At 64.3% G+C, this 25,625-nt stretch carries 17 protein-coding genes and 1 pseudogene; 3 read left to right on the top strand and 15 right to left on the bottom strand.

All coding sequences use genetic code 11. The features are described from left to right. Positions 1 to 33: 33 nt before the first annotated feature. From tssM (ACVILI_RS26960) to tagH (ACVILI_RS26950), 3 genes are all read right to left on the bottom strand, one after another. Positions 34 to 3,561, bottom strand: a complete 3,528-nt coding sequence (gene tssM, locus ACVILI_RS26960) for a type VI secretion system membrane subunit TssM (protein WP_038648640.1) — start codon at positions 3,559 to 3,561, stop codon at positions 34 to 36. Beyond that, positions 3,561 to 5,075, bottom strand: a complete 1,515-nt coding sequence (gene tssL, locus ACVILI_RS26955; RefSeq protein WP_038648637.1) for a type VI secretion system protein TssL, long form — start codon at positions 5,073 to 5,075, stop codon at positions 3,561 to 3,563. The genes tssM (ACVILI_RS26960) and tssL (ACVILI_RS26955) overlap by 1 nt, the downstream gene beginning before the upstream one ends. A gap of 263 nt (positions 5,076 to 5,338) precedes the next feature. Next, positions 5,339 to 6,418 carry a type VI secretion system-associated FHA domain protein TagH gene (gene tagH, locus ACVILI_RS26950; protein WP_038648634.1) on the bottom strand — a complete coding sequence of 360 codons (1,080 nt, stop codon included), beginning with the start codon at positions 6,416 to 6,418 and terminating at the stop codon, positions 5,339 to 5,341. 247 nt (positions 6,419 to 6,665) lie between these two features. On the opposite strand from tagH (ACVILI_RS26950), the gene tssI reads away from it, so the two are divergent. Genes tssI through ACVILI_RS26935 form a run of 3 tightly spaced genes read left to right on the top strand, consistent with a single transcriptional unit; the run spans position 6,666 to position 9,762 of the window. After that, the gene (gene tssI / locus ACVILI_RS26945) at positions 6,666 to 8,993 is read left to right on the top strand and encodes a type VI secretion system Vgr family protein (RefSeq protein WP_019859806.1); all 2,328 of its coding nucleotides are present in this window, start codon (positions 6,666 to 6,668) and stop codon (positions 8,991 to 8,993) included. 8 nt (positions 8,994 to 9,001) lie between these two features. After that, complete coding sequence (locus tag ACVILI_RS26940; RefSeq protein ID WP_019859805.1) at positions 9,002 to 9,424, top strand: DUF6484 domain-containing protein; 423 nt, start codon at positions 9,002 to 9,004, stop codon at positions 9,422 to 9,424. Further along, positions 9,424 to 9,762, top strand: a complete 339-nt coding sequence (locus ACVILI_RS26935; protein WP_019859804.1) for a hypothetical protein — start codon at positions 9,424 to 9,426, stop codon at positions 9,760 to 9,762. The genes ACVILI_RS26940 and ACVILI_RS26935 overlap by 1 nt, the downstream gene beginning before the upstream one ends. Positions 9,763 to 9,788: 26 nt before the next feature. On the opposite strand, the gene ACVILI_RS26930 is transcribed toward ACVILI_RS26935, so the two are convergent. The 12 genes and pseudogenes from ACVILI_RS26930 to tssF all read right to left on the bottom strand — a co-directional run bounded on the left by ACVILI_RS26930 (position 9,789) and on the right by tssF (position 25,625). Next, complete coding sequence (locus ACVILI_RS26930) at positions 9,789 to 10,850, bottom strand: hypothetical protein (RefSeq protein ID WP_038648630.1); 1,062 nt, start codon at positions 10,848 to 10,850, stop codon at positions 9,789 to 9,791. Further along, complete coding sequence (locus ACVILI_RS26925) at positions 10,847 to 11,896, bottom strand: DUF4150 domain-containing protein (protein WP_019859801.1); 1,050 nt, start codon at positions 11,894 to 11,896, stop codon at positions 10,847 to 10,849. Before ACVILI_RS26925 ends, ACVILI_RS26930 begins: the two co-directional genes overlap by 4 nt. After that, complete coding sequence (locus tag ACVILI_RS26920) at positions 11,893 to 12,936, bottom strand: 3-oxoacyl-ACP synthase (RefSeq protein ID WP_038648628.1); 1,044 nt, start codon at positions 12,934 to 12,936, stop codon at positions 11,893 to 11,895. The genes ACVILI_RS26925 and ACVILI_RS26920 overlap by 4 nt, the downstream gene beginning before the upstream one ends. After that, positions 12,933 to 14,036, bottom strand: coding sequence for a DUF2169 family type VI secretion system accessory protein (locus tag ACVILI_RS26915; protein WP_038648625.1), 1,104 nt, complete (start codon positions 14,034 to 14,036; stop codon positions 12,933 to 12,935). The genes ACVILI_RS26920 and ACVILI_RS26915 overlap by 4 nt, the downstream gene beginning before the upstream one ends. Beyond that, entirely contained in the window at positions 14,036 to 14,578 is a 543-nt protein-coding gene (tagF, locus tag ACVILI_RS26910) for a type VI secretion system-associated protein TagF (protein ID WP_084791630.1), read from the bottom strand. The genes ACVILI_RS26915 and tagF overlap by 1 nt, the downstream gene beginning before the upstream one ends. Continuing rightward, positions 14,560 to 18,102: a type VI secretion system membrane subunit TssM gene (tssM, locus tag ACVILI_RS26905; RefSeq protein ID WP_038648623.1), complete on the bottom strand. Its 3,543-nt coding sequence runs from the start codon at positions 18,100 to 18,102 to the stop codon at positions 14,560 to 14,562. Before tssM (ACVILI_RS26905) ends, tagF begins: the two co-directional genes overlap by 19 nt. A gap of 1 nt (position 18,103) precedes the next feature. Then, positions 18,104 to 19,433: pseudogene (gene tssL / locus ACVILI_RS26900) on the bottom strand (type VI secretion system protein TssL, long form). Positions 19,434 to 19,437: 4 nt separating this feature from the next. After that, positions 19,438 to 20,772, bottom strand: a complete 1,335-nt coding sequence (gene tssK, locus ACVILI_RS26895) for a type VI secretion system baseplate subunit TssK (protein WP_010910851.1) — start codon at positions 20,770 to 20,772, stop codon at positions 19,438 to 19,440. 40 nt (positions 20,773 to 20,812) lie between these two features. After that, entirely contained in the window at positions 20,813 to 21,265 is a 453-nt protein-coding gene (tssJ, locus tag ACVILI_RS26890) for a type VI secretion system lipoprotein TssJ (RefSeq protein WP_019859795.1), read from the bottom strand. Between the two features lie 3 nt (positions 21,266 to 21,268). Beyond that, a complete protein-coding gene (gene tagH / locus ACVILI_RS26885) occupies positions 21,269 to 22,729 on the bottom strand; it encodes a type VI secretion system-associated FHA domain protein TagH (RefSeq protein WP_038648618.1) in 1,461 nt (486 codons plus the stop codon). Further along, positions 22,726 to 23,787 (bottom strand): type VI secretion system baseplate subunit TssG, encoded by a 1,062-nt coding sequence (gene tssG, locus ACVILI_RS26880; RefSeq protein WP_038648616.1) that lies wholly within the window; start codon positions 23,785 to 23,787, stop codon positions 22,726 to 22,728. Before tssG ends, tagH (ACVILI_RS26885) begins: the two co-directional genes overlap by 4 nt. Beyond that, on the bottom strand, positions 23,751 to 25,625 hold the full coding sequence (gene tssF, locus ACVILI_RS26875) for a type VI secretion system baseplate subunit TssF (protein WP_038648614.1): 1,875 nt from the start codon (positions 25,623 to 25,625) through the stop codon (positions 23,751 to 23,753). Before tssF ends, tssG begins: the two co-directional genes overlap by 37 nt.

The following is a 25,625-nucleotide window of genomic DNA, read 5'->3' as shown; positions in this document are numbered from 1 at the left end:
CTGCGGCCGGCGGCGCGCTGGAACACAGCCATGTCAGAACGCCTTTGGACAGCTGAAACCGGACAGGGCCGGCAGCAGGAATGGATTGGCCCCCGGTCCGGTCTGCATCGTGTAAGCGACGTCTCGTCCGCCGATCACGAAGCGAGCTTCGGTGTCGGCGCCATTGGCGGTGATGGTCGCCTTGTCCAACAGACGCTTCAAGGCCCACGGTCCTTCGAATTTGAGAGCGGAGTCGCGGCCTGGCATTTCCGGCATCAGGCTTAGGCTGGCGGAACCAGAGGCAGTGCTGTTCGGCCAGGTCACTGTGCTTGGCGCGTTCCCCGTTTGGCTGCCCTGGACGGTCTGGCCGTCAATGTCGAGAACCGCGTTGTCTGCGTCGCTATTCAGCGAAAAAGGCGTGATGGTGATCGAAACCGACGGCACCGAGCCGCCGGAAGGGAAGAAGGCGCTGCGGATTTCGGCGGCCGCCTGAAATGATTTCAAGGTCGACTTCGCCAGGTCGCGGCTGGAGCGGGCGTCCTGTCTCCAGGTCCATTCCTGGCCGGTCATGTCGATCAGCGGCGCAAGGTTCTGCGCGAAGAAGCGGTCCATCAGCCCGCCCGGCGCGAAGAGCTTGGCGAAATCCGCTATCGAGATCTCTTCGGTGCCGTCACTGACGAAGGGATAGCGACCGTTGACCGCCTCTTCGCAGGCTCGTGTGACCGTCTGGTCGAGGTTCTGGTTGAGGTTGGCCACCGAAGCTTCCGCGACATTGCCTTCAAACTCGTCCGCTGCCGCGTTGACCATGCGCGCAAGCGGCTTCGGAAGGCGCGAGGCGTTTGCGCGCAGCGTGGAGATCTGCAGCTGCAGGTTGGCGTTGACGCGTTCGGTCTGGGAAGGGACATCGGCCGAAAGCTTGAGGCTTTGAAAGATGTCGCGGAAATTCCGCGTCAACGCATCGAGCGGCCGCCGTCCACTGGCGCCGCTGACCAGGGCCTGGAACGGTCGAAACTGTGCCTCGACGCTCGCACCGGCATTCTGCGCGACAGCCGGGTCCAATCCGGCTCGGCTCTGCGACTTGCCGCCAGCGATCTGCAGGCCGATGCGTGCCAGACCTTTGGCCATGCTGGCGGGGTCTTCTTGCGCTGCGCTCTCGCCCTCGGCCGTGGTGTTCTGCTTCGTCAATGCGGTCTCATCGGCGATCGCGGTGAACAGCTGATCGAGAGGCGAGTCCGGTGCGGCGAGGGCGGAAAGCGCGAGATATTGCGGCTTGTCCTTGAGCAACGCCTTGAACTTGAGCTGGTCGAGCACGCGGTTCCATGCGGAAGAGAATTCCTTGCCGTAGCGGTCGATCAGTTCGGGGCCGAGCTTGGGCAGGTCTTGGTCGATGCCGCCCTGTTCGCCACCTCCGCCGAGCACCCACTGGTCGTTGACGAGCATTTGCGCGATGCGCGAGAGCTGCGGCAGGAAGAAGCGGTTGAAGCCGGCGCGCGTGTAAAGTCCAGGAACGTTGAGATCGGCGAGGTCGCTGCCATCCATGCGTTCGAACAGCAGCTGCGTCTCGGGACCGGCTTTCGCGGCGACGGAGAGGTCCTCCAGCCTTGCGGCGTAGACTGCCGACCTGATCAGCGCCGAAGCGCGGTCGGCAAGGCTCATGCGCCCAAGCGAGCGTTGCGCGGCTTCGATCAGTGGCTGGTTGAGCTCAAAGACGGGATCGTAGGCGTCGTCGAGCGCGAGCATCGCACGCAGATGCTTTTCGAGCTGCGCGCGGCCCTCGCGGTTGTTCTCGCCGGGATAGCGGTTCTCTTCCCAATCCTGCCTCATCCAGGAGACAATCAACTCGTCATCGACCTTCGGAGCCTTGCCGCCCAGCATCAGGTAGATCTTCAGCGGTTCGTAAAGCGCGATCGGATCGGCCATCTTGGCCTGGATGGTGCGCTCGGCCTGCACCAGCAGCCGGGAGCGGAATGTCCGCTCGAGCGCTTGTCGGTAGGCGGTCCTGGAGGCCGACAGCAGCCTCTCGCGCTGGCTGAGCCCGAACGTCTCCTCGATCGGCTTTGCCTGGTCGCCGTTCTCGTAGCCAGCCGGCAGGTTGCGCAACTGGTCGAGCGGGCCGATGACGTTTTCGAGATCAACGTCGGTCACCGTCGTGCTCTTCAGCAGTGAATCGGCGCTGTCGCGATACTGTGCCATCGCCTGCCGGGTGGAGGCGATCAGCGACTTGTTGGCGAAGAAGCTGAGGCCAAGCACGCCGAGAGCCGCCAAGGCCGCCAGCGCAATGGCGGCGAGGCCGCCAAATCTCGCGAGCCTGGCGCGCCGTTCGGCCGCTCGGTCGAAGGATACCCAGCCCGATTCCGGGAAGATCACATTGGTCAGCAGATCGTGCAGGAAGAAGCTCTTGCCGATGCCGGAAAGATGCGCCTGCGAGGTGCTGCCGAAGCTGCGGCCGATCGTGCCCAGCACCTGGTCGAACGGGGTTCCTTCCTGAGTACCAGAGGAGAAATAGAGGCCCCGCAGGCTGACATTGACATGCGATCGAGAGGCATCGAACAAGCTACCGATAAAATGCGCTATCCGGTTCCCCAGCGCACCGAACTGTGCCGGGAAGCCGAAGATGGCGATGCGCGCCACCGGGTCGGCCTCCTCCTGCAAGCGATCGACAACTTCTTCCGCCAAGCGCTTCGCCAGCCCGTCGAATTCGGCCGGCGCCTCGCCGGCCATGTTCCTTGTGCGATCGGCGGTCTGGAACGTCGCGCCCCACACCTTGCGCCTGCCTGCTTCGTCGAATTGGCCGAAATAATCCATGAAGCCGGAGACGAGATCGGCCTTGGTGAAAAGCAGATAGACGGGAAACTGGATCTTCAGCGTCTCGTGCAATTCGCGCAGGCGGCTTCTTATCTCGGTCACATGCGCCTCGATTTGCTGGTCGTCGAGGCCAATGAGATCGGCGAGGCTGATGGCCAGGATCACGCCGTTGATCGGCTGCCTTACGCGGTTTTTCTTGAGCAATCCGAGGAAAGCAAGCCAGCTTGCCTTGTCGCGCTCGCGGTCCGATTCCTGCGTCGTGTAGCGGCCGGCCGTGTCGATCAGCACCGCCTCATCGGTAAACCACCAGTCGCAAGACCGCGTGCCGCCGACGCCGGCCACCGGCTGGGCATTGCCGGAGCCCGCAAGCGGAAATTTCAGCCCGGAATTGACCAGAGCCGTCGTCTTCCCGGCGCCTGGCGGGCCGATGATGATGTACCAGGGAATATCATAGAGGAAGTTGCGCTTGCCGCTCGTCCGCTTCAGCGTCGCGATGGCCTCGCTCATGCGCGCTTCGAGCACCTGTGCATCGTCGTTGCGCTCGTCGCTGCGCACGATGGCCGCTTCGAGCGCCCTTTGCGCCTTGCGCCTTTGCCAGAAGCCGATGCCGTAGAACAACGCCAGCACGGCCACCGTTACCCCGATGATGACCGCCCTGAGCCACACGGATCCGAGCGGGCGGGTATCGGCGAAGCGGATCAGCGGTCCGGCATACCAGACGGCGGCCGAGAAGCCGGCCAGGGCGAGCACGCTGAATATCCGCAGCACCCAGCCCATTAGTTGCCGTTCTCCGCCGAGCCGGTCTGCAAGGTCTCCTGTTTCGGGATCATCACGTCGACGCGGCGGTTCTTGGCGCGGCCGTCCGCCGTCGCGTTGTCGGCGATGGGTTCGTCTTCGCCCTTGCCGTCCACGCTCAGACGCGACGGATCCTTCAATTGCCTGGCGATCATCGCCTGCACGGCCTTCGCGCGGGCGACCGAGAGATCGAAATTCGATTTGAACGTGCTCGACTTCTTCGGCTTCACATTGTCGGTGTGGCCGACGATCTTGATCGGTCCGGCTTCGGCGTCGAGCGCCGTGGCGATATCGGCCGCGATCGGCTGGAACTGTGCTTTCAAATCAGCCTGGCCGGATGCGAACAGAAGCTGGTTGCTGATCTCGACGACGATGAAGTCGCCCTTCGTACCGACGTTCAGTCCGCCGGCGGCGATCTCCTGGGCGAGTGCCGCGCGGATGCGGTCGATCTGCGTGGTGTCCGGGGGAGAGGGTGGCGGCGGTTTGGCTTGCACCGGTTCGGCGGGTGCCGCCACGCTGGCGCGTTCAATGGTGACCGGGGTGGAAGGATTGAGCGCCAGCAGCGCGCCGGCGGTTGCATCGCCTTCATCGGTGATCAGGATCCGTAGCCCGAAAAAAGCCGCCGTCACCAGGGTCGCCGCGGCGGCTGCGATCGCCCATAGAGGCAGCCGCCCTCTTGGCCTGGTCATTGCCGCCGCCATGCCTTGCCACCGGGGCGAAATGTCCTCGGCGGCGCGCGGCCTGAAATAGCGCAGCGTGTCGTAGACGTCGCGCCGGACGCGCTCGAGTGTGTTCCGTTCGCTGGACAATCCCCGATACTGGCCCTCGAACCCCAGCGACAGGCAGGCATGCATCAATTCGAGCAGGTCGTAATGCGCTTCAGGCTTGGCGAGGAGGTTGTTCAGCGCTTCATAGAAGCCGGTGCCTGTCGGTCGTGTGTGGAAGAACCGCGCCACCAGACTGTGCTGAAGCCAGCTTTCCTTGTTCGGCCAGGGCAGGTTGCCGACGAGATCGTCGGCGGTTTCGCAAAGCGCGAATTTCGCGATCCGTGCGTCTTCTTCCCCAATGCCGGCTTTGGCGATGGTATGGTCGAAGGTCTCGATGGCGTCTGCGATATGCTCCGCCAAGGCCGCGGCTTGCCGTTCGACCGGTATCAGCCGTAGCTGACCGAACAGCATGAGCAAGGGGGCTGCGGCGGATAGAATAGGATTTGTCGCGGCATACTTCACGCCAGCTGTGGCGTCGAGCAAGGCGTCCTGCTGCAACGCCGGTGCCGCCGCGGGCTCAGCCCCGTGGCCGGCTTCCTGAAAGACCACGGTTCCGGACGACCAGCCGGGGGGCATTTGTCGGCCGAGGCCGGGGTCGAACACTGTCGATTCCCTGGCGGGTGATGGCGCACCGGAACGATCGGGAGCCACGCGCGGCTTTTGTCTTGGCCGTGGTGCGCGGATGACGGTCTTATCCGGCGGCTCGGAGGGATCGTCCTTCGAGCTCATCGGCGCACCACCGTCGAGGTGCGCGTACCAGGCTGGGTATCAACAGCGAGCCGGATGGAAAGACTGATCTTGCCGAAACATGACATTCCTGCACACGCCCCAAGCCACACCGCTTTGCCAGCCAGGCAAGCGCCCATGCGCTATCCTAGTCGCACGGCAAGCCGATTGAAATCGGAAAGCAGGATGATCAAGGAAGCGGCTTCTTCCACGGGGTCCCTCACACAGCCCGTAAGAGCGTTGCTGACGACATTTGCCGAGCGCGGCTATTTCTGCTTGCCTGCCTTGGCGTAGGCTTCGGCGAAATAGGCGAGGAAGACATCCAGCATGCCGTTTTCGTGCTTGTCTTCCATCGTCCGCCACGTTGCGACGAGCGCGTCCCAGGCCTGGCTTTTCCTGGACGAAAAGGACGCAGGCGGGATTCTTTTGGCGATCGCCTCCGGCGACAGGTCGTCGAGGAGCCGCGAGAGCGCGGCCTGCATGGCGGCGTAGGTTGCGATTTCGTGGGTCTTCAGGTCGCGGAACGCATCCTCGATGCTGTGTCTGGCATCGAGATAGCCGGCCCGGCGCTTGGCAAACATGATCTCGAGTATGTCGTCGGTGCCCGGCACGAATTTCAGCGGGTTGTTGTCCTCGGCACTGATCATCGTGCGGTGCGCGCTTTTGGCGAGCACCTTGGCCGCCGCCCGCGCCTTGAGCAGCAAGGACAGCTGCTCGACCGTGGTTCTCAGCACCGCACCGATCTCCGCAGCGACGTCATGCGGGTCGCGCGACTGCAACAGCTCCGGCGATAAGCCGGCCGCCCTGGCGATATCGCGCAGTATCCCGTCCGCTTCCGCCGACTGCTTGACCGGGACAGCGGGGCCGGGCTGCAGCGCCGAAGACGTCGGCATCGGCGTTGACCCGGCCGGGCGCTGCCCCGCTGGATTGTGGAATGGCGCGCTGCCAAGTTCCAGCGGCCTTCCCGTCGAGGGCGGCAACTCGCGTTGCGTTGAACCGGTCCTGGCTTGCGGATGGCCGGTGGCGGCGCGCTCTTCGTCGACCGAAACGGCGACGACATAACGGCCGATCAGCAGCCGGTCGCCTTGGGTCAGCCGATGCGGCGCATTCATGCGCTGGCTGGAGCCGTTGACGAAAGTGCCGTTGCGCGAGACGTCATGAAGCCAGAACGAGCCCGCCTGATAATGGACTTCGCAATGCCGGCCCGAGATGAACTTGTCGGGGTCGGTAAGTGTCCAGTCGCAATTTTCGCGCCCGATTTCGAAGCTGCGGTCGCGGGCGGCATAGCTCGTCGCAATGCCTGGCGGCAGTCTGTCAACATTGCTGATCTGGAGCGAAATGAACATTCGACGCCACTGGCAAACCTGAAATCCTAGGCATTCTAGCATCTTGCCAGCGCAGTGGGAGAGGTGCGCTTCACATGAATGCACGCCACGGTTTAGACATTGCTTCTGTTTGGCCTCCATCAAACATATGCTAGGCTTGCAGAGGTCCGATGCGGTGAATTCGAAAACCTCCCGTGCGTGATGCAATTTACGGAGCGGGGGCTTCAATCCATCACACTGGCGGCTGCGTCGAGGAGGGGCACGCCCCATGGCGAACGAACGTGCCACGGTTGTACACACGCCGGTTGGCGCCGATGTGCTGACCTTCACCCATCTCGTCGGTCGTGACGAGATCAGCCGAAGTTTTGCCTATACCGTCGGGTTCGTCAGCAAGAGCCGAGACGTCGATCCGCTGAAGATGCTGGGCGGCGTCGTTTCGGTCGAAGGTGAATCCGATCCAAAGCGTTGGTTCAGCGGCCTGGTGTCGGATTTCAAGCTTACGCGCATAGAAGACCGGCTGGCCTACTACGAGGCCACCGTCAGGCCGTGGCTCTGGTTCCTCGGAAATACTACCGATTGCCGCATTTTCCAGAACATGACGGCTGTGGAGATCGTCGAGAAGATCTTTTCGAAATACGGCATCGCAAAATTCGAGAAGCGCCTGCAGGGCTCGTATCCATCGCGCGAATACTGCGTCCAGTATGACGAGAGTGATCTCGATTTCGTGCAGCGGTTGTTCGAGCACGAAGGCATTTTCTATTTCTTCGAGCATGACGAGGACAAGCACACGCTCGTGCTGTGCGATGCGATGAGCAAGCTGAAGCCGGCTCCAGGCTACGAGAAGGTGCTTTATAATTTCGAGGGCTATGGCTCGCGACGCGACGTTGAATACATCACCGAATGGATCCCGGGCAGTGCGGTGCGGCCAGGCGCCTACGCCCATACGGACTATGACTTCGAGAAGCCCGGCGCCGATCTGATGGCGAAGTCCGCCCAGCCCTTCAGCCACAAGGAGGCTTCCGGCGAAAACTACCGCCAGCCCGGAGCGCATCTCGATGTCGGGCGCGGCGACACGATCGCGGGGATCCGCCGCGAGGAACTTCAGGCAGTGCACCATCGCAACACCGCCGTCGGTACGGTGCGTGGCCTTTTTTCCGGCTGCAAGTTCACGCTCGAAAGCTTTCCGCGCGACGACCAGAATACGGAATATCTGGTTGTGAGCGCCGAATACCGCCTGTTCGATCCGGGCTACCGGACCCAGAACGAAGCCCACATCGAGAATTTCAAGGTGGTGCTGGGCGTAGCGCCCACGAAATTGCCCTATCGGCCACCGCGCATCACGCCCAGACCGATCATGCGCGGCCCGCAGACGGCAACGGTGGTCGGCCCTTCGGGCGAAGAGATATTCACCGACAAATATGCGCGGGTGAAGGTGCAATTCCACTGGGACCGCCTCGGCAAGAAGGACCAGAATTCGTCCTGTTTCGTGCGCGTGTCTCAGACCTGGGCTGGCAGCGGCTGGGGCTTCATCCAGATCCCGCGCATCGGCCAGGAGGTCATCGTCGATTTCATCGAGGGCGACCCGGACCTGCCGATCATCACCGGTCGCGTCTACAATGCCTCCGAGATGCCGCCCTACGCGCTGCCTGCCAACGCCACGCAATCAGGCTGGAAGTCGAATTCCTCGAAAGGCGGCGGCGGCTACAACGAGTTGATGTTCGAGGACAAGGCCGGTTCCGAACTGGTCAATTTCCAGGCGCAGAAGGACCACCATCTGCTGATCAAGCACGACCGCAACAAGACGGTACAGCACGACCAGTCCGACCGCATCGACCATGACGCCAAGCACTCCGTCGGCCATAACCTCGACGAGGACGTCGGCAACAACAAGACCGTCAAGGTCGGCGTCGACCAGACGACGAACATCGGGTCGAACGACACCGAGACGGTGGGCGCGAACCGGTCGTTGACGGTGATGGCGAACGAGACGATCCATGTCGTCGCCAATTCGACGGAAAACATCGACGCCAGCCATTCGCAGACGGTGGGGCTGGTGCAGACGGTGACGGTCGGCGCGGCGCGCGTCGATACCGTGGGCGCCACCGAGACACGGAGCGTCGGCGCGGCGCAAACGAATACGATCGGGGCGTCGCGGAGTGTGACGGTGGGGGCGGGGCAGAGCCACGATATCGGGGCGGATGATGGCTGGAACGTAGCGGCCAGCCAAAGTATCGAGATCGGCGCCGATCAGGGCCTCAAAATCGGCGGCGCGCAGAACACCGAGATCAGCAAGACATGGACCGTCAAGGTCGGCCAGGATGCCTCGACCCAGATCGACGGGGCGCACGAACTCAAGATCGGCAAGAAGAGCCTCACCCAAGTCGGCGAGGATGCGGGGATGGTGGTCGGCAAGAACCTGACTATCGAAGCCAAGGACTCGATAACGATCAAGACCGGTAGTGCAGAGATCCTTATGAAGAAGGATGGAACGATCACCATCAAGGGAAAGGACATTACGATCAAAGGTTCGGGAAAGATCAATGTCGACGCTTCGAGCGATATCGTCATGAAGGGCAGCAACATCCTGCAGAATTGAGGTTCGAAATGGTTGCGTTGAAATCGCGGATCGAGGGTGTCGTTATCGGGGTTCTGTTGGGCTTCGAGGAGGCCACGCCGCTGGTCGTATTTGCAGGCAATCCAAAGGAGACCGCACTCAAGGCGAAGAGCCTCGTCGCGCTGGGTCCGGACGCGATCGCCTCCGAAGTGGCACTGTTGTTCGAGGAGGGGGATCCACTACTTCCGCTGATCGTCGGACGCATTGTCGATCCGACCCGCGACCCGCGGCCGCGGGCGTTCAGTGACGGGCGCCAGGTGCGGATCCATGGCGAGGAACGCGTCGAACTCCGCTGCGGCAAAGCGACCATCATCCTCGAAAAAGACGGTCATATCACCATTCGCGGCACATATGTCACCAGCCATGCCAGTGCGGCAAATCGTATCCGCGGTGGCTCGGTCAACCTCAACTAATGCCGCGCGCACCCGTCCTTCCGAAAATCGTGCGCCAGCACGCGGAGATGGCGGCGTTCCTGTGGACAGTCTACGACCGGCACCTGCTGCACCCGGACGAGAATCCCGACATGGACGCTGAGCGGCTCGCGCGGCTGGTCGAGCGGCTGGAGGCGCATTTGGACGGGCTGTGGGTGGCGGGACCGGAGGGCAAGCGAATCGCTCAGGAACGGTTCGCCGAATATCCCGAAGCGGGCGAGCTGTTCGTCGTGCGCATGCTGGAGGCGAAGCGCCCGATCCCGGTCACAGAGCTGGACCTTAAAAAGGTCAGAGAATATCTCGGGGCGAACGGGGTGTAGATCACTAAGCAAGCTGCCGCGCCCGCTTATCCGTCGTGGCGCACTTCTTCCCATACGTCGTCCGGCAGGTCCGTGATGACCCAGGCGTTTTGCCGCCGTTTGGCGACCCCCTTGTGATCGAAATACCACAGCACGCCATCCGCGACATCAATGAGCAACGGGCTCTGCAGTTCGTCCGGCAGGGCAATCTCCTCTTCCAACTGCAAATCCTTGCCGAGGACATGGATCACCGTATCGCCAAGAAGGTGGGGCCGGCCACCGACTAGGCAGATGGAACAGTAGTTCTCGGCGAAGCCCGGCTGCGAAAAATCCTCGAAGCCATCGGGATCCCGACCTGCGACGATCAGACCACCGCCGCCCGCCGCCAGAAAGCGACCGTCCTCTAGCACGATAACATCCTCAAGATAGGTGCTGCCGGGTAGGTCCACGCCTGTCCAGCGGCGTTTATTCCGCACGTACAGGCAGCCGATTTCGCCTGCCAACTGGGTCTCGAAGCGCTCCTTCGCGGCAAGGTATTGCGGCATCGTGCCTGTCTCTGCGATCCGGTCGAGTTCGGCTTGCTCGGCGGCGGTCGGCTCACGGAAGGCTGCGGCGGTGTTGCCGCATGCCGCCCACTCCCCATTCGCGTTTCGCGCCACGGCCTCGAATGCGTTGTCGCCCAAAGCCTCGTCATCCGAGTCGGCTATTCTTGTCCACGCGTCCCGTGTGTCGCGCACATAGACTTGCGAGCCGTATCCGCAGGCAATCAGTTCGTCGCCCAATTGCCGAATTTGGCTCATCGAGCCACGGCCCTCTTCGTCGTCACCGGCGCCCGCCTCCGGAATCTGCTCGCTGGCAAATTGCTGGCCGACGAAGCTGACATCGCCGTCGATGCCGAGGGCCGCGAGCAGCGCCCCGTGACGCCAGCCGTCGAGTCTCGTCAGCCACACGAGCGTCGATTCGAAATGCACATAGTTCCATTCAGGCATGCCCGGCGCTCGGTGGAGCGTAAGCCTGCTGAACTGCGGCCCGTCCTCGAGCAGGCCGGTCGAAATTGCGAAGCCGTCGGCAGACAGCGCACAGGCCGCCCAGATATCGTAGTTGCTCATGATATTGTCGTGTTCAGCATTTTGCTCGCCGCCGCCTTGTTAGGAAGAGTACCTGATGTGCGGCCGACCTGGTTCGGCCCGATGTTTGCGGTCTGCCTGGTTACCGCGGCCTTTGCCTTCGCGATGCACGCGGCCGTTGGATTGCCATTCTTATCCTGCTTGATGTCGCTTATCGACTTCTTCGACTCAGCGATAATGTCACCGAGGTTCGCGGTGTTCCAGGTGCCGTTGCTTTTCATGGTCTCAATATGCGCCTTCTTGGCCGCGCCTTTCAGATTGGCCGGTACCTTCTGCCCGAGCTTCTTGAGTGCTGCCCGCTCCTTCTTGTGGATCTTCTTGTGCGCCGACTTGCTGACACAGATGCAGACGCCTTCACCGATCGACGGCGCGTTCTTCACGCGCTCGCCGATGTTCCGCTTCTGCCTGCCGAAGGTTCGCGTGATGGTCGAGGCGCCGGCCGCCCCAGCGGCGATCGCCTGGTCCCGCGTGCCCGTGCGGTAGGCCTTGTCCGGAACGATATGATGCGCCTCGCCGGGAGGCTTCGCGTTCGCGCAGGCAGCGGCGATGTCATCATAGGAACCGACGAGGCAGTCCGCGTCCTGGCCGGGTTTCAGGTCGGCGGCCGCGACCTTCGGCCAGGGCGGTGCATTGCCGACCGGCGAGGCATGGTTATTCGTTGAGATGTCGGTAAACCGGCTGATCGGCTCTCCATCCATCTTGACGTTGCCGGACCAAGCTTCGGCGTACTCCTTGCCGGTGTTTTGCGAGCTGACGACGCCCTTTTTCGGCGCACATCCCGCTTCGGTCCCCATGGTCTTGGTGTAGTAGGACTGGTTCTTCTGCGTGACGGTCTTGCCGCCGATCTTGACTGTGCTCGTCCCTTTGTCCGTGTCGGAATCCGTGCCAAAGCTTGGGTAGGGAATCGGCACGCCGGGCGGCGTGGCCGGCGTCTGCGGCGGCGTGAAACAGACATCTGGAAAAGCCGCGATCACCTGATTGGTCTGCGCCTTGCAAGCGATCTCGAGCCCATTCGCGAACACGGTCATGCGGCGACCCGCCTCCGCGGCATTCGGCCTGCGGTCAATAGCATCGCACCGCAGGCACCATCGTCGCCCGAAGACTCGATCAGCACCGGATCGCCTCGGTCGTACCCTTTCATGGCAGCTGTCATGGCCATGCCAACCGTCATCGGCACGACAGCGGCTCCGACATTGCCGAGACTTTCAGCTGGGCTCCAGAAGTCTTGGAAACCATGATGGCCTCGGACGAGCCGCAACGAGGCAATCGCTGCCTGCTTGAAGAAATAGCTCTCGCCGATCAGATCCGAAATCCGGTAACCGACATCGCGCATTTCCATCCCCGAGGCGTCCAGAGCCATGCGGTAGGCTGCGGTCATGCCGTCGCCGCGGAGAGGAAGATCGGTATGGTTGTAGATATAGGCCGGCTCGCGGGCCAGGCCGAGGCCGAGGAGGCGCATGGTGCCGCTGCCTGGGCGGGTGCAGAGGATAGCAGCGGCAGCTTCGCCGGGGATGAAGCCATTAGGGTTGTCTGGGGTGAGCAGGCGTCGTTCGGCCAGATAGTGGTCGATCGTCAGTCCCGCCAGGTAGCTGTCGACGCCGCAGATCATCACGTAAGGTACGCTGCGGTCGGCCAGCAGCCGACGGGCCTGGTCGAGTGCGACGTGGCCGGAGGGCCGGCCGTGGGCGACGATTCGCGTTCGGTACGGCGAGGCGATGCCGGTGATCTCGGCGATGCGCGCAGCGAGGCGTGCGGCTTCCGGGGCGAGCCGGCCGGGCCGGTCTTCTTCGGGGAGGCAGAGGATGAGCGCTGCTGTGCCATGCGCCTCAGGAACGGGCTCGAAGGCCTCGAGGATGGCGGCCGCGGCCATGTGGGCCAGCCGTTTCTCTCCTGTGAACTTGCGCGGCAGCGGCACCGGGGCGCCGACCAGCCAGCCGCCGCCGGGGCCGACGAAGCGGGTTTCCTGGAAGCCGTCGAGCTTGGCGCGCATTGCGGCGCATGCCGAGCGGGCGTCGAGACCGACCGCGGTCACCATGCCGATCGAAACGATGTCGAGCTCGAGTGTCATGCCTCCTCGATTTCTTCTTCCGCGTCAGCACCGTTTGCACGGACATAGGTTCGCCCGGTCGCTCGTGCGCGCAGCATGGATTGCGTCGGCGGCCCGATCCAGCATTCCGAAAAATCGAGGATCGTGCGCTTGAGCCGCTGCTGCAACCGCCAAACCAGCGAGAATCGTCGATTTTCTAGATCGAACAGGATGGTGTCCGGAGACAGTTCACCGTCGAACACCTTGTCCTGCTCCTTAAACAAGGTCATCGGCAACGCCGTCGCCGGCAGGCGGAAAACTTCCTTGCCCATCGGCGTCAGATTGATCAGCTGCACGTCCTCGCCGCCGCGCGGATGGTCGATCTGCTGGTCAGGCGGCGCCATCTGGAAATAGCGCTCATCGAAATCCGGTGGAAGGAACGGAAAAATATTGTCGATCCAGTTCTGGTCGTAAGTGCCGCCATATTCGATGCGTCCCGGCCAGCCGCGGCCCATCGGCCCAAAGCTCATCGGCTTGTAGTCGCCAAAGGGTGAGCGCACTTCCTCGCCGACCGCCTGCGTGTTGGGCAGGCGCAGGCCTGGGACTAGGCGCTGGTTCTTGGTGCGCGACCATCCGGTTCCGACCGGGTTGTATTTGTAGCTGGCCGGAAGCTTGTCCTCCGGATCCAGCCTGTCCACGCCACCCCAGGCAACGTCATAGGAGATGGGCAGTTTCACGAAGGGTTGCGGCGACGTGGCGGTAAAGACCGGACCGATGGAGCGCCATTCGCGGTGGCCAACCACCTCGAACAGCTTCGACCAATTGCCGACCTTGATCCCGACCGGCACGCGCTCGACCGGCCGTCCGCCCGGCGCATAGGCGCAGCCATTGGCGATCACGTCGCAGCGCGGCTTGCGGAAGGCGAAATCTGTCTCCCACAGCGTCGCCGAATAGCCAGGCACACCGGTCTGGGTGTCGGCCATGACCAGCGGAACCTGTTCGGCCGATTTCTGCACCAGCCCGCCAGGCTTCGTTGGAAAATCGAAAGTGCCCTTGACCACGACCACGATCCATTCGTGGCCGGCCTTGTCCATGCCCATGGTGAACTGATGCGGATAGCCCATCTGGTTCCAGATCTGCATCAGCTGGTCTCCCAGCTTGCGGCGAAGATCTGCTCCAGGGTCGGCTGCGGCGCTTGCTGATCGACATCGAAAATATCCGTATGCGCCGTCCACGCCACGAACTCGTCGATGAGATCGCCCTCGCCATCGATAAGCGGAACGGGCAGGGCGGCCAGTGCCGCGTCGAGTTCGTCGGGTCTCAACTCTCCTCGCTGCGCCGCCAAGGCGAGGGTTTCGATGCTTTCGAACCATGCGTCCGCAAAAGCCAGCTTAAGGGGCGCCTCCGGGAGCCTTGCGACGACGCTCAATGGAAATTGCCGGCCGACCCTGTCGGCGCTTTGCAGTAGGATGCCGGCCGAGGCGCCGAAGGAACCAGGCCCGCTGAGGAAACGCAGCGCAATGTGCTGCGGCCAGGTTTTAAGTCCGAACAGCGGCACGATATGCTGCGCCAGCCAGCGGTCCCATCCACGCACGAAATCCGCCGGCAGCCGCCGGGTCACGAAATCGCCGGTGGCGGGCATCTTGCCATAGAAGCCGGGCACGATCAGATCTGCGGCGGACATGTGAACTTCTTGAACATTTCGAGCGTGTAGGGGTTCTCGACGCTGGCGGCTTTGAGTTCGAAATCGGCCCACATCCCCTTCGTGCCGAGCCGCAGGCTATAGACGTCGGTGAGCTTGGTCGCGGCGAAGCGGCCGCCGCGCAGCATTCTGAGCCACGCCCAGCTGCCGGTCTCGTTGAGCATCACTTCGGGCGAGCCGTCGACCGGCTGGAAGGCGAGCGAGATCACCCCGGTGCCATCCTTGCCGGGCCACGTCATCGGTTGCGGCCTGGTGGCGTTGTTGTAGTAGACGAGGTTCTGGCCATCGAGGTTGAGCGTGACACGCGCCACGTTGGGGGAGAGGTCCTTGGGCTCCAGCGTGAAGTTCATCACCGGGCCGGTGCCGCCCGGAAACAGATCGTCGCGGATATGCCTCGCCTGCTCGAACGCTGCGAGTGCCGCTGGGTCGAGGCCGAAATCGGCACGCCATTTCCACGGCTCGCTGGCGGTGTCGACATAGTTGATCAAATGGTCGGTGGTGAAGGCATCGATCAGGCCGGTCGGCCCGAACAGACGTTGGAAGTCGCGCACATTGACATCGACCGCGCTGTCCGGGCTGAACGGATAGCGGTTGTTGAGCGCCGCCTGGCAGAAGGGCAGTATATCGGCCCGCCAGATGGCGTTGAGCTCGTTGGTTACGGCTTTCTGCGACAGCCCGCTGGTGTCGCCGGCAATGCCGCCCAGCCACTCGTTGATCGGCGAAGGCAGGATCTGCGCCTGCCTGGCGACGGCGCCCGTCAGTTCGGCGAGGCCGCCCTGCTTCTTGATTGCATCCTGCGGGTTGGGATTGGCGGTCACCGTCTGCAACACATTCGACAGCGCCGTCAGCGCCACGACGGCGGCGTCGAGCGCCGGCGGCTGGCCGTCGACCTGGGCGATGGTGCCTTTGAGCGGCTTGAAATGCTCGGCAACCAAGCTGCCGGTCATGTCCACCTGGTTGGCGGAGCCGGCGCGCGGCAGGAGCTTGGCGCCCGAGGTCACCACCTTGCCCAGCTTGCCGAGTTTGCTGAGCAGCTTGGAGCCGGTCTTGGCGGCAGCGCCACTTTTGTCGTCGGCCGGCGCATCGTCGGAGCGGGTGAGGTCGGTCTCCTGCACCACTGCCGTCAACAGGCGCTTCAGCGCGGAGTCGGCGCTGGAAAGATCCTTGAGGTTTTCACTGGCGATGTTGAGATCGGTAAGCGGCGCAAGCCGCATGTCACGCAGGAAAGAGTCCCACTGGGCGATATAGTCGTCATAGTAAAGCTTCAAGATGTCCTGCGAGAGCGCCGAGACCGACGTCTCCGAATTCTCCGAGCAGCCGCCGGCAAACACCGCGCGATCGAGGGCCGCCTGTCCCGCCACATCCTCGACCCGGTCGAGGATCGCGTCGTGGAAACCGGCATAGGTGTAGGGGCCAGGAACACCGACGCGCAACGTCTTGTCGGAGCGGCGCGCGAACACCTTGGCGCCGTTCGGCCCGGCGAAATTGGCCGGCACCCATTCCTTGACGGCGGCTACCTCCGGGTCGGCCAGGAGCTGCTTGTAGGCGCGCTGCGGCAGCGAGATGGTGCATACAGTCTTCAGCGCCTCCGCGACGAGTGCCTTGTCCGGCGCGATGTAGCTGTCGTCGACGGCCATGCGGCGGATGGCTGCGATTTGGTGCTCTTCAGCGTCGGCCGTGGGGAAAGGCGGTGCCGGCGCGAATTGCGGCAGGCTGTTCACCCACCAGTTCTGGACGAAATCGGTGTCCATCTGCGACAGGCCGGTCATCATCCGGTAGGTCTTCAGCGCGCCGAGCATGAAATCCGGATCGCGGATTTGCCGCCACATCGTGGCCTCGAGCAGGGCGACCATATGCGGCTCGAGCACGTTGCGCAGCGCATGGTCGTAGGTATCGGTCTGTGCGCGCACCAGCTCCGGCGAAGCGGTCGGGCCGAGCAGGTTATGGACGGCGCCTGGCGGCGGCGTTCGGGCGGTCGCCACCGCGTCCATAGCCGCCAGCGCCCCATCCATGGTCGGCTGCTCGACCGCGGCCGGCGTGGCGGCGACTTGGGTGAGCGGCCCTTGCAGGGCTTCGAACTGGCCGGCCTGTTCGGTGATCGCATTGCGGTTGTCGAGGTAGGACCAGGTGAACAGTCCGCCGGCCAGCAGGGCCGCGAGCGCACAGGCGGCGGCGGCGCCGCGCCAGATCCAGGCGCGGCGGCGCTGCGCCAGCGGATCGAATGTGCCAAGGCCAGCCTCCTTGAAGATCACTTCGGTGAGAAGGTTCCTGAGGAAGAAGCTGCGCTTCTCGACGCGCGCCGCCGGCATGGCGCGGCGCGGCGGCAGCCCGAAGGACGATGACAACGCTGCGGTCAGGCGGTCGATGGGGGCACCTTCCTGTGTCGCCGATGTCAGATAAAGGCCGCGCAGCCACGCGGCTTCCTCATAGCGGCTTTCGCCGAACATCGCCTCGATCAGCACCTGGATCGGCCCGCAGAGGCTCGCCAACTGCGCCGGAAAGCGAAAGATCTCGGCGCGCGAGCCAAGCTTGTCCTCGTCTTCAAGGCGCGGCACCAGCCTTCGCTCCAGCTCGGTGCCAAGCCTGGCCAGCTCCGCCTGGATCATGCCTGCGTTGACGCGGGCATCCAGCGCAAAGGTGGTTCCCCACACCTGCTCGCGCGCACTCGTCGACAAGCCGCCGAAGAAGGCTTCGAACCCTTTGATCAGGTCGGCCTTCGTCAGCATCAGGTAGACAGGCAGACGAATCTCCAGTCGATCGTTGAGCTCCGCCAGTCGGCGGCGGATCTTGCGGCCGTGCGCCTTGATTGCTTCGTCGCCCTCCGAGAGGGCATCGATCGACAGCGCGACGATGACGCCGTTGAGCGCACGCCGGCCCCGGTGCTTCTTCAGAAGGTCCAGGAAGCCCAGCCATTCCGCGGCGTCGACGTCCGGCTGGCTCTCCTGCTGGACGTAGCGGCCCGCGGTGTCGATCAGCACCGCGTTCTCGGAGAAAAACCAGTCGCAGTTGCGCGTGCCGCCGACACCCTGCAGATCATCGGTCAGATCGATTGGAAAATTGAGGCCCGACTGGCGCAATGCCGTGGTCTTGCCGGTGGCCGGAGGCCCGACGATCACATACCACGGCATCTCGCGCAGGAACTTCCGTCCGCCGAGCTTGCGCCGCTTGAGCTCGGCCATCACCTCGCCGAACTTGGCGCCTACGGCTGCAACGCTCTCTTCGCCGGGGGTGAGCTGCTTTTCGGCCACGGGTGCCGAGATCTCGGCGACGAACATGCGGTTGGCGCGGATCGCGCGCCGTTGCGCGATGATCAGCCAGATCAGCCACAGGATGATCAGCCCCGCGATGATGGCGATGCGCACATTGTCGGATTCGAACGGCGCGTACGGGCCGACCTGGACGATCGGGCCGAACACCCAGATCAAAAGCGAAAGCAGCGCAATGCCGATCAGCGTCCAGAGAAAGCGCGAGGTGATGACCGCCCAGAGGAAGCGCAGGATGAACATCTCAGAGCCTCTTCTCGACCAGGACCTCGACGCGCCGGTTGAGCGCGCGGCCCTCGCGCGTCGAGTTGTCGGCCACCGGATCGGAGTCGGCGCGGCCTTCGGAATGGATGCGCTCCTGTGGCACGCCAGCCTGCACCAGGAGGTCCGCTATGGTTTGGGCACGTGCCTCCGAGAGCCGCTGGTTGCTCGCGAGCGGGTTGGACCGTTGCAGGCGCACATTGTCGGTATGGCCGACGATCGTGATGTTGCCGATCAACTCCTGATTGGCGAGGATCACCTTGGCGATAGACTGGATCAGGGGCTCGTAGCCCTGCGACAGTGTCGGCCGCGAAGACTGGAAGAGCTCGGGGTTGGAGGACTGGATGATCAGCTTGGCCAGCGAGACGCTCTCGGTACCGCTGAGCGCGCCCTTGAGGCTCGCCGGCGCTTCGGCCTTGAACGCGGGCAGCAGCGCGAAATCGACCGGCTGTGGCGGTTCGGGTGCGGGCGCATCCTGCTTGGGTGCGGCGCGGGTAACGTCCGCGCGCGAGGCCGGCGGCAGCGTGCGCACGAGGGCGGGAGAGTTCGACCGCCTGGCTGCTCAAGCTCATCGACAGACCGATATAAGCGACGGCGGCGACGACAACCGCGGCAAGTGCCATCACCCAGATCGGAACGATGAAGCGCTGCGGCTCGTCGGAAGCGATCACGCCTTTCCAGTTCGGCGACAGCGGCGCGTCCTCGGCGTCGGCATTGCGCAGGAAGCGCGCGGCTGCCACACGCACGGCATTGAGCGAGCGGTCGCCGGCGCGGCCGGGCACCCGGTACTTGCCGCGGAAGCCGAGCGCCAGGCAGTAATACTGAAGCTCAAGCATCTCGCGGTCGCGGTTGGGATGGCGCTCCAGCTCGTCAAGGCGGGTGAAAAACTGGGTGCCGGCATCGACGTCGCCACGCAGCATGACCACCAGAGGCTGGCGCGGCCAGGCGCTGGCGCCGCCCCACGGCGTGTTCAGCGCGAGGTCGTCGAGCAACGCCGCCACGGCCCAGGCCGCCTGGTCGGCGCGCTCCAGCGAGGAGCCCGCTGCCATGGCGGCGTCGCGCGCCTGAACCAACTCGTCGAGTAGGCGCGTGCGCATCGCTTCCGGGTTCTCCGGCGCCAGCGCGCTTTCGAGCTCCGGCGCGAATTCGAGCAACGGCGCGAAGATATTGATGAGCGTGTTGGGATGGGCGCGCGCCCTTTTTACCGGCCCGCCCGGTGACAGCGGCGCCATCGGCCGTGGGGCGGCGCCCGCCAGCCTGATGCGTGTGCGTTCGCGATCCTCCGACAGTCCGAAAGGATCATCCCGGCTCATGGCCTCACCTGTTCACTGAGTAGCAGTCGACCTGCGGCTCGCTCGGCAGGACACCGGAAACGCCGATGACGAAGCCGGGGGCGTCGAGCAACGAGGCCCAATGCTCGCTCTTCTGGTCAAGCTCCAGGCACAGCCGGTCGCCATCATAGGGAATCTCGCGTGGCTGCGAATGAAGCGGTTTCAGCGGAATGCCCGGCAGGCGCGACTTCCAAAGGCCTTCGAACTGGTCAGCGGCGCCGACTGTCGCCTGGTTGACGAAAATCTTGCGCAGCGCGTCCTCCGACAGTTCCGATCCGACGCGGATGACGATGCGGCTGGCGACCAAGAGCTTCGGGTTGTCGATGCGCACCTTCCAGACATTGGTCGCGTGCCGCATGACCGGCAGCGCCCGCGATTTCGGCTCGATGTAGCGCAGGCTGAGGATGAGCGAACGCAACGCGTCGGCCAGCGCCATATAGGCGGGGCCGGGCGCCATATGGTCGTAAGCCGGCAATTCGCCGAGCCGCCGCGAGCTCGAGCCATAGGTTGCCATCTCGCCGGCCAGTCCGGCCAGTTCGAGATAGAGTTCGGCCGGATGAAAGACATCCTGCGCGAGCATGTGGGCAAGCCGCGGGCGAGCGGCATTGGCGAGGTGCAGCATCAAAAGGTCTTCGACGCTGCGGCCGGCGCCGCCCATCACCATCTTGCCATGCGCTTCGGCGATCTGGTCGAGGCCGGTCACCACTTCCTGCAGCAATTGCCGGTACCAGTGGACCGCGCCGGTGATCAGCGTCGGCGGCAGGAACGTCTCATCGAGCGAGATGCCGCCGTCGGCGCGCACGCCCTTTATGTCGGCGATCGGCAAGGCGGTATAACCGCCGACCGATTTGCCGGGCGCGAGCAGGGCGGCTTGCGGGCGGGCGATCTCGATCTCTTCGGGATCGGCGCCGCTCTGGACGGCGTCGCGCACCGAAACGATCTTGCCGTGGTAGCGCGCGCCCGTCGATGCCGCATGCGCCGGATCGAACCCGACGCCACCGGGTGGCTCGAGCGGCAGTGCCACCAGCACCGGACCGGCGCCGGTGTCGGCCGTGACCGGCAGCGGCTTGGGCGCATCCATCAGTTCCGGGATGGAGAAGGGCGTGCCGTCCGGGAAAATACCCCGGGCGGACACGATCGAGACCTGGCCGGCGTCGAGCAGCGACTGGTCGAGGGTCAGTTGCTGGAAGCCGAAAGTATGGAGCTGGCCGGCCTGCAATGCGCCGCGCACCATGCCCTCGAAGAACCGATCCTGCTGCTGGAAGTGCTGGGTCCTGAGAAACAGGCCCTCCGACCACAGCACCCTGTTTGCATCGCTCATGCCACTACTTTCTGCCCACAACCATCCGTGGCCCCTGTCGCTAGGCGGAAATGCCGCCCTTGCCGAGGCTGACATTGACGGTGAATTTCGACCCTGGCGATACCGACTTGGTCGTGCGCCAGTTGCGTCCGCCCGGCTCGCGGATCAGCGCCACGAAGCCGAGTGCCGTGGCGTTCGGCTCGACCGTGATGGTCTTGGCCGCCGTCTTGCCTGGCGCGACCGAGATCGTGTCGGAGCCGATGAGGTCGGCACCGAGCGCCGAGCTCGCATCGCCCTGCAGCGCGAAATAGTCGGCCGAGTTGAACTTGCCGGTGCTGGCAAGCCGCATCACCAGTACCGTCACCGGCCTGTCGCCGCCGCCCGGTCCTGGATTCATGCCGGCGCCTCCGGTCACGTTGACCGAGATCACCGATGGTTTCGGCGGGCCGCTCTGGCAAGCCGCAAGCAGCCCCGTAGCGCCGAGGGCAACGACGAATTCGCGTCTGTCGATCATGTCCTACTCCTCCTCTTCATATGCGTCCCTGAAGTCTGCGCCGATCTCGCCCAGGAAACTCGATTCCGCGCTCTGGGCGATGTCGCGATGGCGTTTCTGGTAGAGCTCCCACAGCTTGGCATTACGTCCGCCGGAGAGCAGATTGCCGATGGCGGAATTGGACTTGAGCTCTTCCTCGATCGCGGCCGGATCGAAACGGTCGATCATGCGCCGAAGCGCGGCCTGAACGCCGCGCCAAGCGCGTACGTGATGCTGTGCAAGGTCCTTTACCGCATCGTTGATTGCCGCCTCGCCGGAGAGAAAGCCCGGACTGCGTTCCGAGATGATGGTGACGATGACGTCCTCGGCCGTCGGCAGGAATTTGAGCGGGTTGACTTCGGAGGCGCCGACCACCGTCTGGGCGACGCGCGCGCTTCCCTTCTCCTCGGCGCGCTTGCGCAGGAGTTGCATCAAGCCATCCAGCATCAGCCGGTATTCACGCCCGAATTTTTCCATTTCGGCGATCGGATCGCGGCCGGGAAAATCAGCCTCCTCGACGCCCATGCCGCGCAAGAATGCGGCGCGAAGCGACATATCGCCGGATGCGGGCTGCGCCGGACGCGCAGGCTTGGGCGCTGGAACGGCGCGTCGCGGCGGCGGTGGCTCGGCCGGCTGCACCGGCAAATCCCAGGGATGCCCGGCTCGCGGCTTTTCAGCCTGATGCTGCACACGTCCTGCCGGGGCGGCGCCGTTGGCGAGAGGCGGGGTCGCTGCCGGCCCAAAGCTGAAATCGTCATCGAAGCTGGCCGGCTTTGCCGCATGCCCGGACGCATCGTTGCGCGAAGGCATTTCGCCGAACCCGAACGGATCTGGCTGACCTGGAGCAGCGACATCACCGGATTGCGACGTCGCCACCGGGTCGAGGCTGAACGGGTCGTCAAAGGCAGGCGAACTGCGTTGGCTGGATGGGCGATCATAAGCCCCGGGAACAGGCTGCTCGAACGGGTTCGGCAGGTCCGCTGGGCGTGGCTGGCGTGGTTCTTCCTCGACCTTAGCCGAGAAGAAGTCGTCACCGCCGATGCTGGCAGGCGTTCTCGCTCCCGGCGATGACCACGCAGGCGCGGGATGGCCGGCGACAGGAGCTGGGCCGACCGACGTCCGGTTCGCTTTGGATTGAACCTCGACGTGGAAGATATAGTCGCCCATGCGCAGGCGCATGCCGTTCTGCAGCCGCATCGACCTGCCAGGTCCCAGGGGGCTGTCGGAGTCATCGACGAACAATCCGCTGCTCGACGTGTCGGTAATGAAATAGCCATCCCGGTCGCCGCTGATCCTGCAATGCGCGCGCGAGACGAACATGTCCGGGTCGTCGATCTGCCAGCCGGCATCGGCGCTGCGCCCGATCACCAATTCGCCCTCGTCCAGCCGGGTCTGCCTGACCACTTGCGAGCGCGGGCCTTGTTCCAGCGTCAGCAGCAGGCTCATGCGGCCGCCTCCGCCATTTCCGGCCGCCAGCCGACGATGGTGTGCAATCTGAGATCGTCGGCGTCACCCTTTTCGGAGGGCCGCGCCAGCCAGGCCGTCCGGCCAAGCTGGACAGTTCCGACCCGTGGCAACGGCACGGCTTCGCGCGCGAGCACGATGCGCAAATCGACGTCGAGCGTCTCGCCGATCATGTCGCGCACCGCCTTCTTGAACAGGCCAAGACGCCGTTCGCCGGGCAGGAACGACCTGAAGTCGTCAAGGCTCAGCGGACCAACGCGCAATTCGATCCTGCTTTGACGGCTGAACACCCGCGGCCCGATCGTCGCGCCGCGTCCAAGCCCGGCATGGGCCTTGCCGAGACGCGTCTGCAGTGCCGTCGGTATGGTGATCCAGGCGGCGACGAATTCCTTGATCTGCACCGGCACCTTGAAGGCGGTGGCGAGAAACAGCGTCAGCCGCTCCACGCCGTCGACCTGGTTGGCGAGCGATCCAGCCTGTCGCAGTCGCACAGTGTCGAGTTCGGGATCCTGCGTGCCGGGAAGGCCGATCCCGGACATTGCCTCCAGCATGGCGCGAACTCGCCCGCCGACCGACCGCTCGACCTGCACCGCCGGATGCGCGTCAGCCCAGGCGCGATAGTAAAGGGCCATCATGCGGTGTTGCAGGATGTTGACGAAATCGACGAAGGTCGTGTCGCTGGTCTGCTCGGCATCGGCCCCGGTGAACCAGCGCTGCGACAGCCGGTCGAGCACCCAGCGTGTCAGATGCAATGGCATCGGTCCTTCCGGTCCAAGCAGCCCGAGATTGGCGACGGTCACACGGGCGGAGGCCCCGACGCCCTGGAACTTGACGACGTCGCGGGCCGAGAAGCTCAGGCGGACATGCTGGCCAAGTCTCGCCGGCTCGCGGTCGGCCGTTCCGGAATGGCCGAACAATGCACCCCGCTGCTCCAGGCGCCGCAGCAGCTCGAAAAAATCGAAGTTCTCCAGCGACGGTTCAGCAGCGACCGTTGCGGGCTCCGCTAGATCAGGCAGCGATTGCCGGGCGTCATCGGCCATGGCACATCCTCCTGCTTCTGCAGCAACCGGGTACGGGTCCGCACAAATCCGTTTATCCCTGCATGGCGGGCGAACAGCCGCGAAAGCAGGGCCGAAAGCAGCAGCGAACTTTGCCCCGCCAGCACGGACTGGTCGACATGCAGTGTCACTTCGGTGCCGCGTCCGAAACACATTGGCCCGTCGATCTGGAGCCGCTCGATCACCGGGCGTGAATCGATGCGCACGATCGAATGCACGTTGCGGGCAAGGCTGGGATCGCCGCGATCGGCATAGAGGTCGAGCAAGGCATGCAGCGGATCGACGCCACGGCCTTCCTGGGCAAGGCTGAGGAAGTTGAGAGAGAGCTGCGCCACCAGCCGCCAGGCGAGATTGTCGGCGCGGGATTCGCCTGCCGCGCTGGCCGGGAGGGACGCCGGGATTGCCGGCTGCGGCGCCCGCAGCGCTCCAAGCAAGCGCACCGCTTCGACCGGATCGGCCGTCTCCAGCGTCAGCGTCGGCGTGTCGTCCAGGATCGGCAGGTCGCGGTTGGTGCACAGCGCCGTGATGTCGAGACGCTTGAGCGGCCGGTTTGGCGAGCTTCCTGCCGGCCGCGAGACGGCGATGAAGACATCGTCGCCCGTGTAGGAGGTGCGGGTCAGACCTTCGCGCCGCTCGTCTTCGGTGGCTCGGCGCGGACGTCGCTCGATCGAATAGACCCAGCCGCTGCCGCGGTTCTGCCCCAGGCTGAACAATTCTGGAATTGTCGCCTCGCCGCTCTCCGCGTCGGCGTCCTCGACCCGGGTGACCCGGAAGATCTCGAAATCCCGCGCCCGGGTGCGGTCGGCGTGCAGCACCTGACGCGTTTTGCGCGGATCGATCTCGATGACGTTGCATTCGCGTTCGAAGAGATTGATGACCGGTGTCACGAACAGTTCGAAGTCGGCTACCGTCACATCGGCGAGCTCGGGCACCGGACGCCGGAACAGGAAGATGATCTCGATCCCCGCATCGCACTTGCGCACCACCGGCTGGAGGCCGGCGACCCGCACATAATGGAAGCGCTCCGGGATCATGAAATATTCGCGCAGCAGCCTGTATCCTTCGAAGGTCGGACGGGTGCGCGGCATCAGCGCTTCGTCGTCGCGGATGCCGATCATTTCGGGCTCGGGCAGCGCCGTCAGCGGATTGGTCTTGCCTTCCGCCCGCGCGCCGAGAGCCGAGCAGGCGCCGAAGATCGCATCGAAAAGCAAGGGTGCCCTGGCACGCCCGGCGAAATAGAGGTCGAGACGGTCGAGCGACAGTTCGCTGAGCTTACCCTTTCCCGTCCGGGCAAGGGTGACGCGAAACGCCGCCTCGCCGCGCGCGTCGCCGATCATCGCGATTCCGGCAGCGGCGAGCGCGCTGCGATCCTGGAAATAGCCGACCGAGGCGATCGCGATCGGCCACAGCGTGACCTCCTGCGCGGTGGTGAAGGTCGAACGCGTCGAAAGCCCTGGATTGAGGCCGGAGACCAGTCGTGTGCCACGCGGGACGGCGTGGCCGGCAATCATCGACTGCACCTGCTGGCCGGGTTTCAGCACAGCCATCGCCGTCGCGGGCGCCGGCGTCACCAGATCCGGGTAAAGCACATCGAGCACGGCGCGCGAGAAGCGCGAGCGCTCCGCGTCGACCTTGAGACGGGTGCGCGCGGCCAGGAAGGCCACGCCGTCAAGCAGCCGTTCCACATAGGGGTCGGGGCAGGGGACCGTGTCGAGGGAAAGATTGCGGGCGACCGCCGGATGCATGTCGGCGAATTCCGCGGCCAACGCCCGGATATGGGTCAGTTCTTCTTCGTAATACTCCACGAAGACCCGATCCAT

The organism is Mesorhizobium sp. USDA 4775 (assembly GCF_054062655.1).
This window is presented reverse-complemented; position numbering and strand designations above follow the sequence as displayed.

Excerpts from the sequence above, each read along its gene's own strand:
- tssM (WP_038648640.1), bottom strand. The coding sequence starts at position 3,561 with ATGGGCTGGGTGCTGCGGATATTCAGCGTGCTCGCCCTGGCCGGCTTC.
- tssL (WP_038648637.1), bottom strand. The coding sequence starts at position 5,075 with ATGAGCTCGAAGGACGATCCCTCCGAGCCGCCGGATAAGACCGTCATC.
- tagH (WP_038648634.1), bottom strand. The coding sequence starts at position 6,418 with ATGTTCATTTCGCTCCAGATCAGCAATGTTGACAGACTGCCGCCAGGC.
- tssI (WP_019859806.1), top strand. The coding sequence starts at position 6,666 with ATGGCGAACGAACGTGCCACGGTTGTACACACGCCGGTTGGCGCCGAT.
- ACVILI_RS26940 (WP_019859805.1), top strand. The coding sequence starts at position 9,002 with ATGGTTGCGTTGAAATCGCGGATCGAGGGTGTCGTTATCGGGGTTCTG.
- ACVILI_RS26935 (WP_019859804.1), top strand. The coding sequence starts at position 9,424 with ATGCCGCGCGCACCCGTCCTTCCGAAAATCGTGCGCCAGCACGCGGAG.
- ACVILI_RS26930 (WP_038648630.1), bottom strand. The coding sequence starts at position 10,850 with ATGAGCAACTACGATATCTGGGCGGCCTGTGCGCTGTCTGCCGACGGC.
- ACVILI_RS26925 (WP_019859801.1), bottom strand. The coding sequence starts at position 11,896 with ATGACCGTGTTCGCGAATGGGCTCGAGATCGCTTGCAAGGCGCAGACC.
- ACVILI_RS26920 (WP_038648628.1), bottom strand. The coding sequence starts at position 12,936 with ATGACACTCGAGCTCGACATCGTTTCGATCGGCATGGTGACCGCGGTC.
- ACVILI_RS26915 (WP_038648625.1), bottom strand. The coding sequence starts at position 14,036 with ATGCAGATCTGGAACCAGATGGGCTATCCGCATCAGTTCACCATGGGC.
- tagF (WP_084791630.1), bottom strand. The coding sequence starts at position 14,578 with ATGTCCGCCGCAGATCTGATCGTGCCCGGCTTCTATGGCAAGATGCCC.
- tssM (WP_038648623.1), bottom strand. The coding sequence starts at position 18,102 with ATGTTCATCCTGCGCTTCCTCTGGGCGGTCATCACCTCGCGCTTTCTC.
- tssK (WP_010910851.1), bottom strand. The coding sequence starts at position 20,772 with ATGAGCGATGCAAACAGGGTGCTGTGGTCGGAGGGCCTGTTTCTCAGG.
- tssJ (WP_019859795.1), bottom strand. The coding sequence starts at position 21,265 with ATGATCGACAGACGCGAATTCGTCGTTGCCCTCGGCGCTACGGGGCTG.
- tagH (WP_038648618.1), bottom strand. The coding sequence starts at position 22,729 with ATGAGCCTGCTGCTGACGCTGGAACAAGGCCCGCGCTCGCAAGTGGTC.
- tssG (WP_038648616.1), bottom strand. The coding sequence starts at position 23,787 with ATGGCCGATGACGCCCGGCAATCGCTGCCTGATCTAGCGGAGCCCGCA.
- tssF (WP_038648614.1), bottom strand. The coding sequence starts at position 25,625 with ATGGATCGGGTCTTCGTGGAGTATTACGAAGAAGAACTGACCCATATC.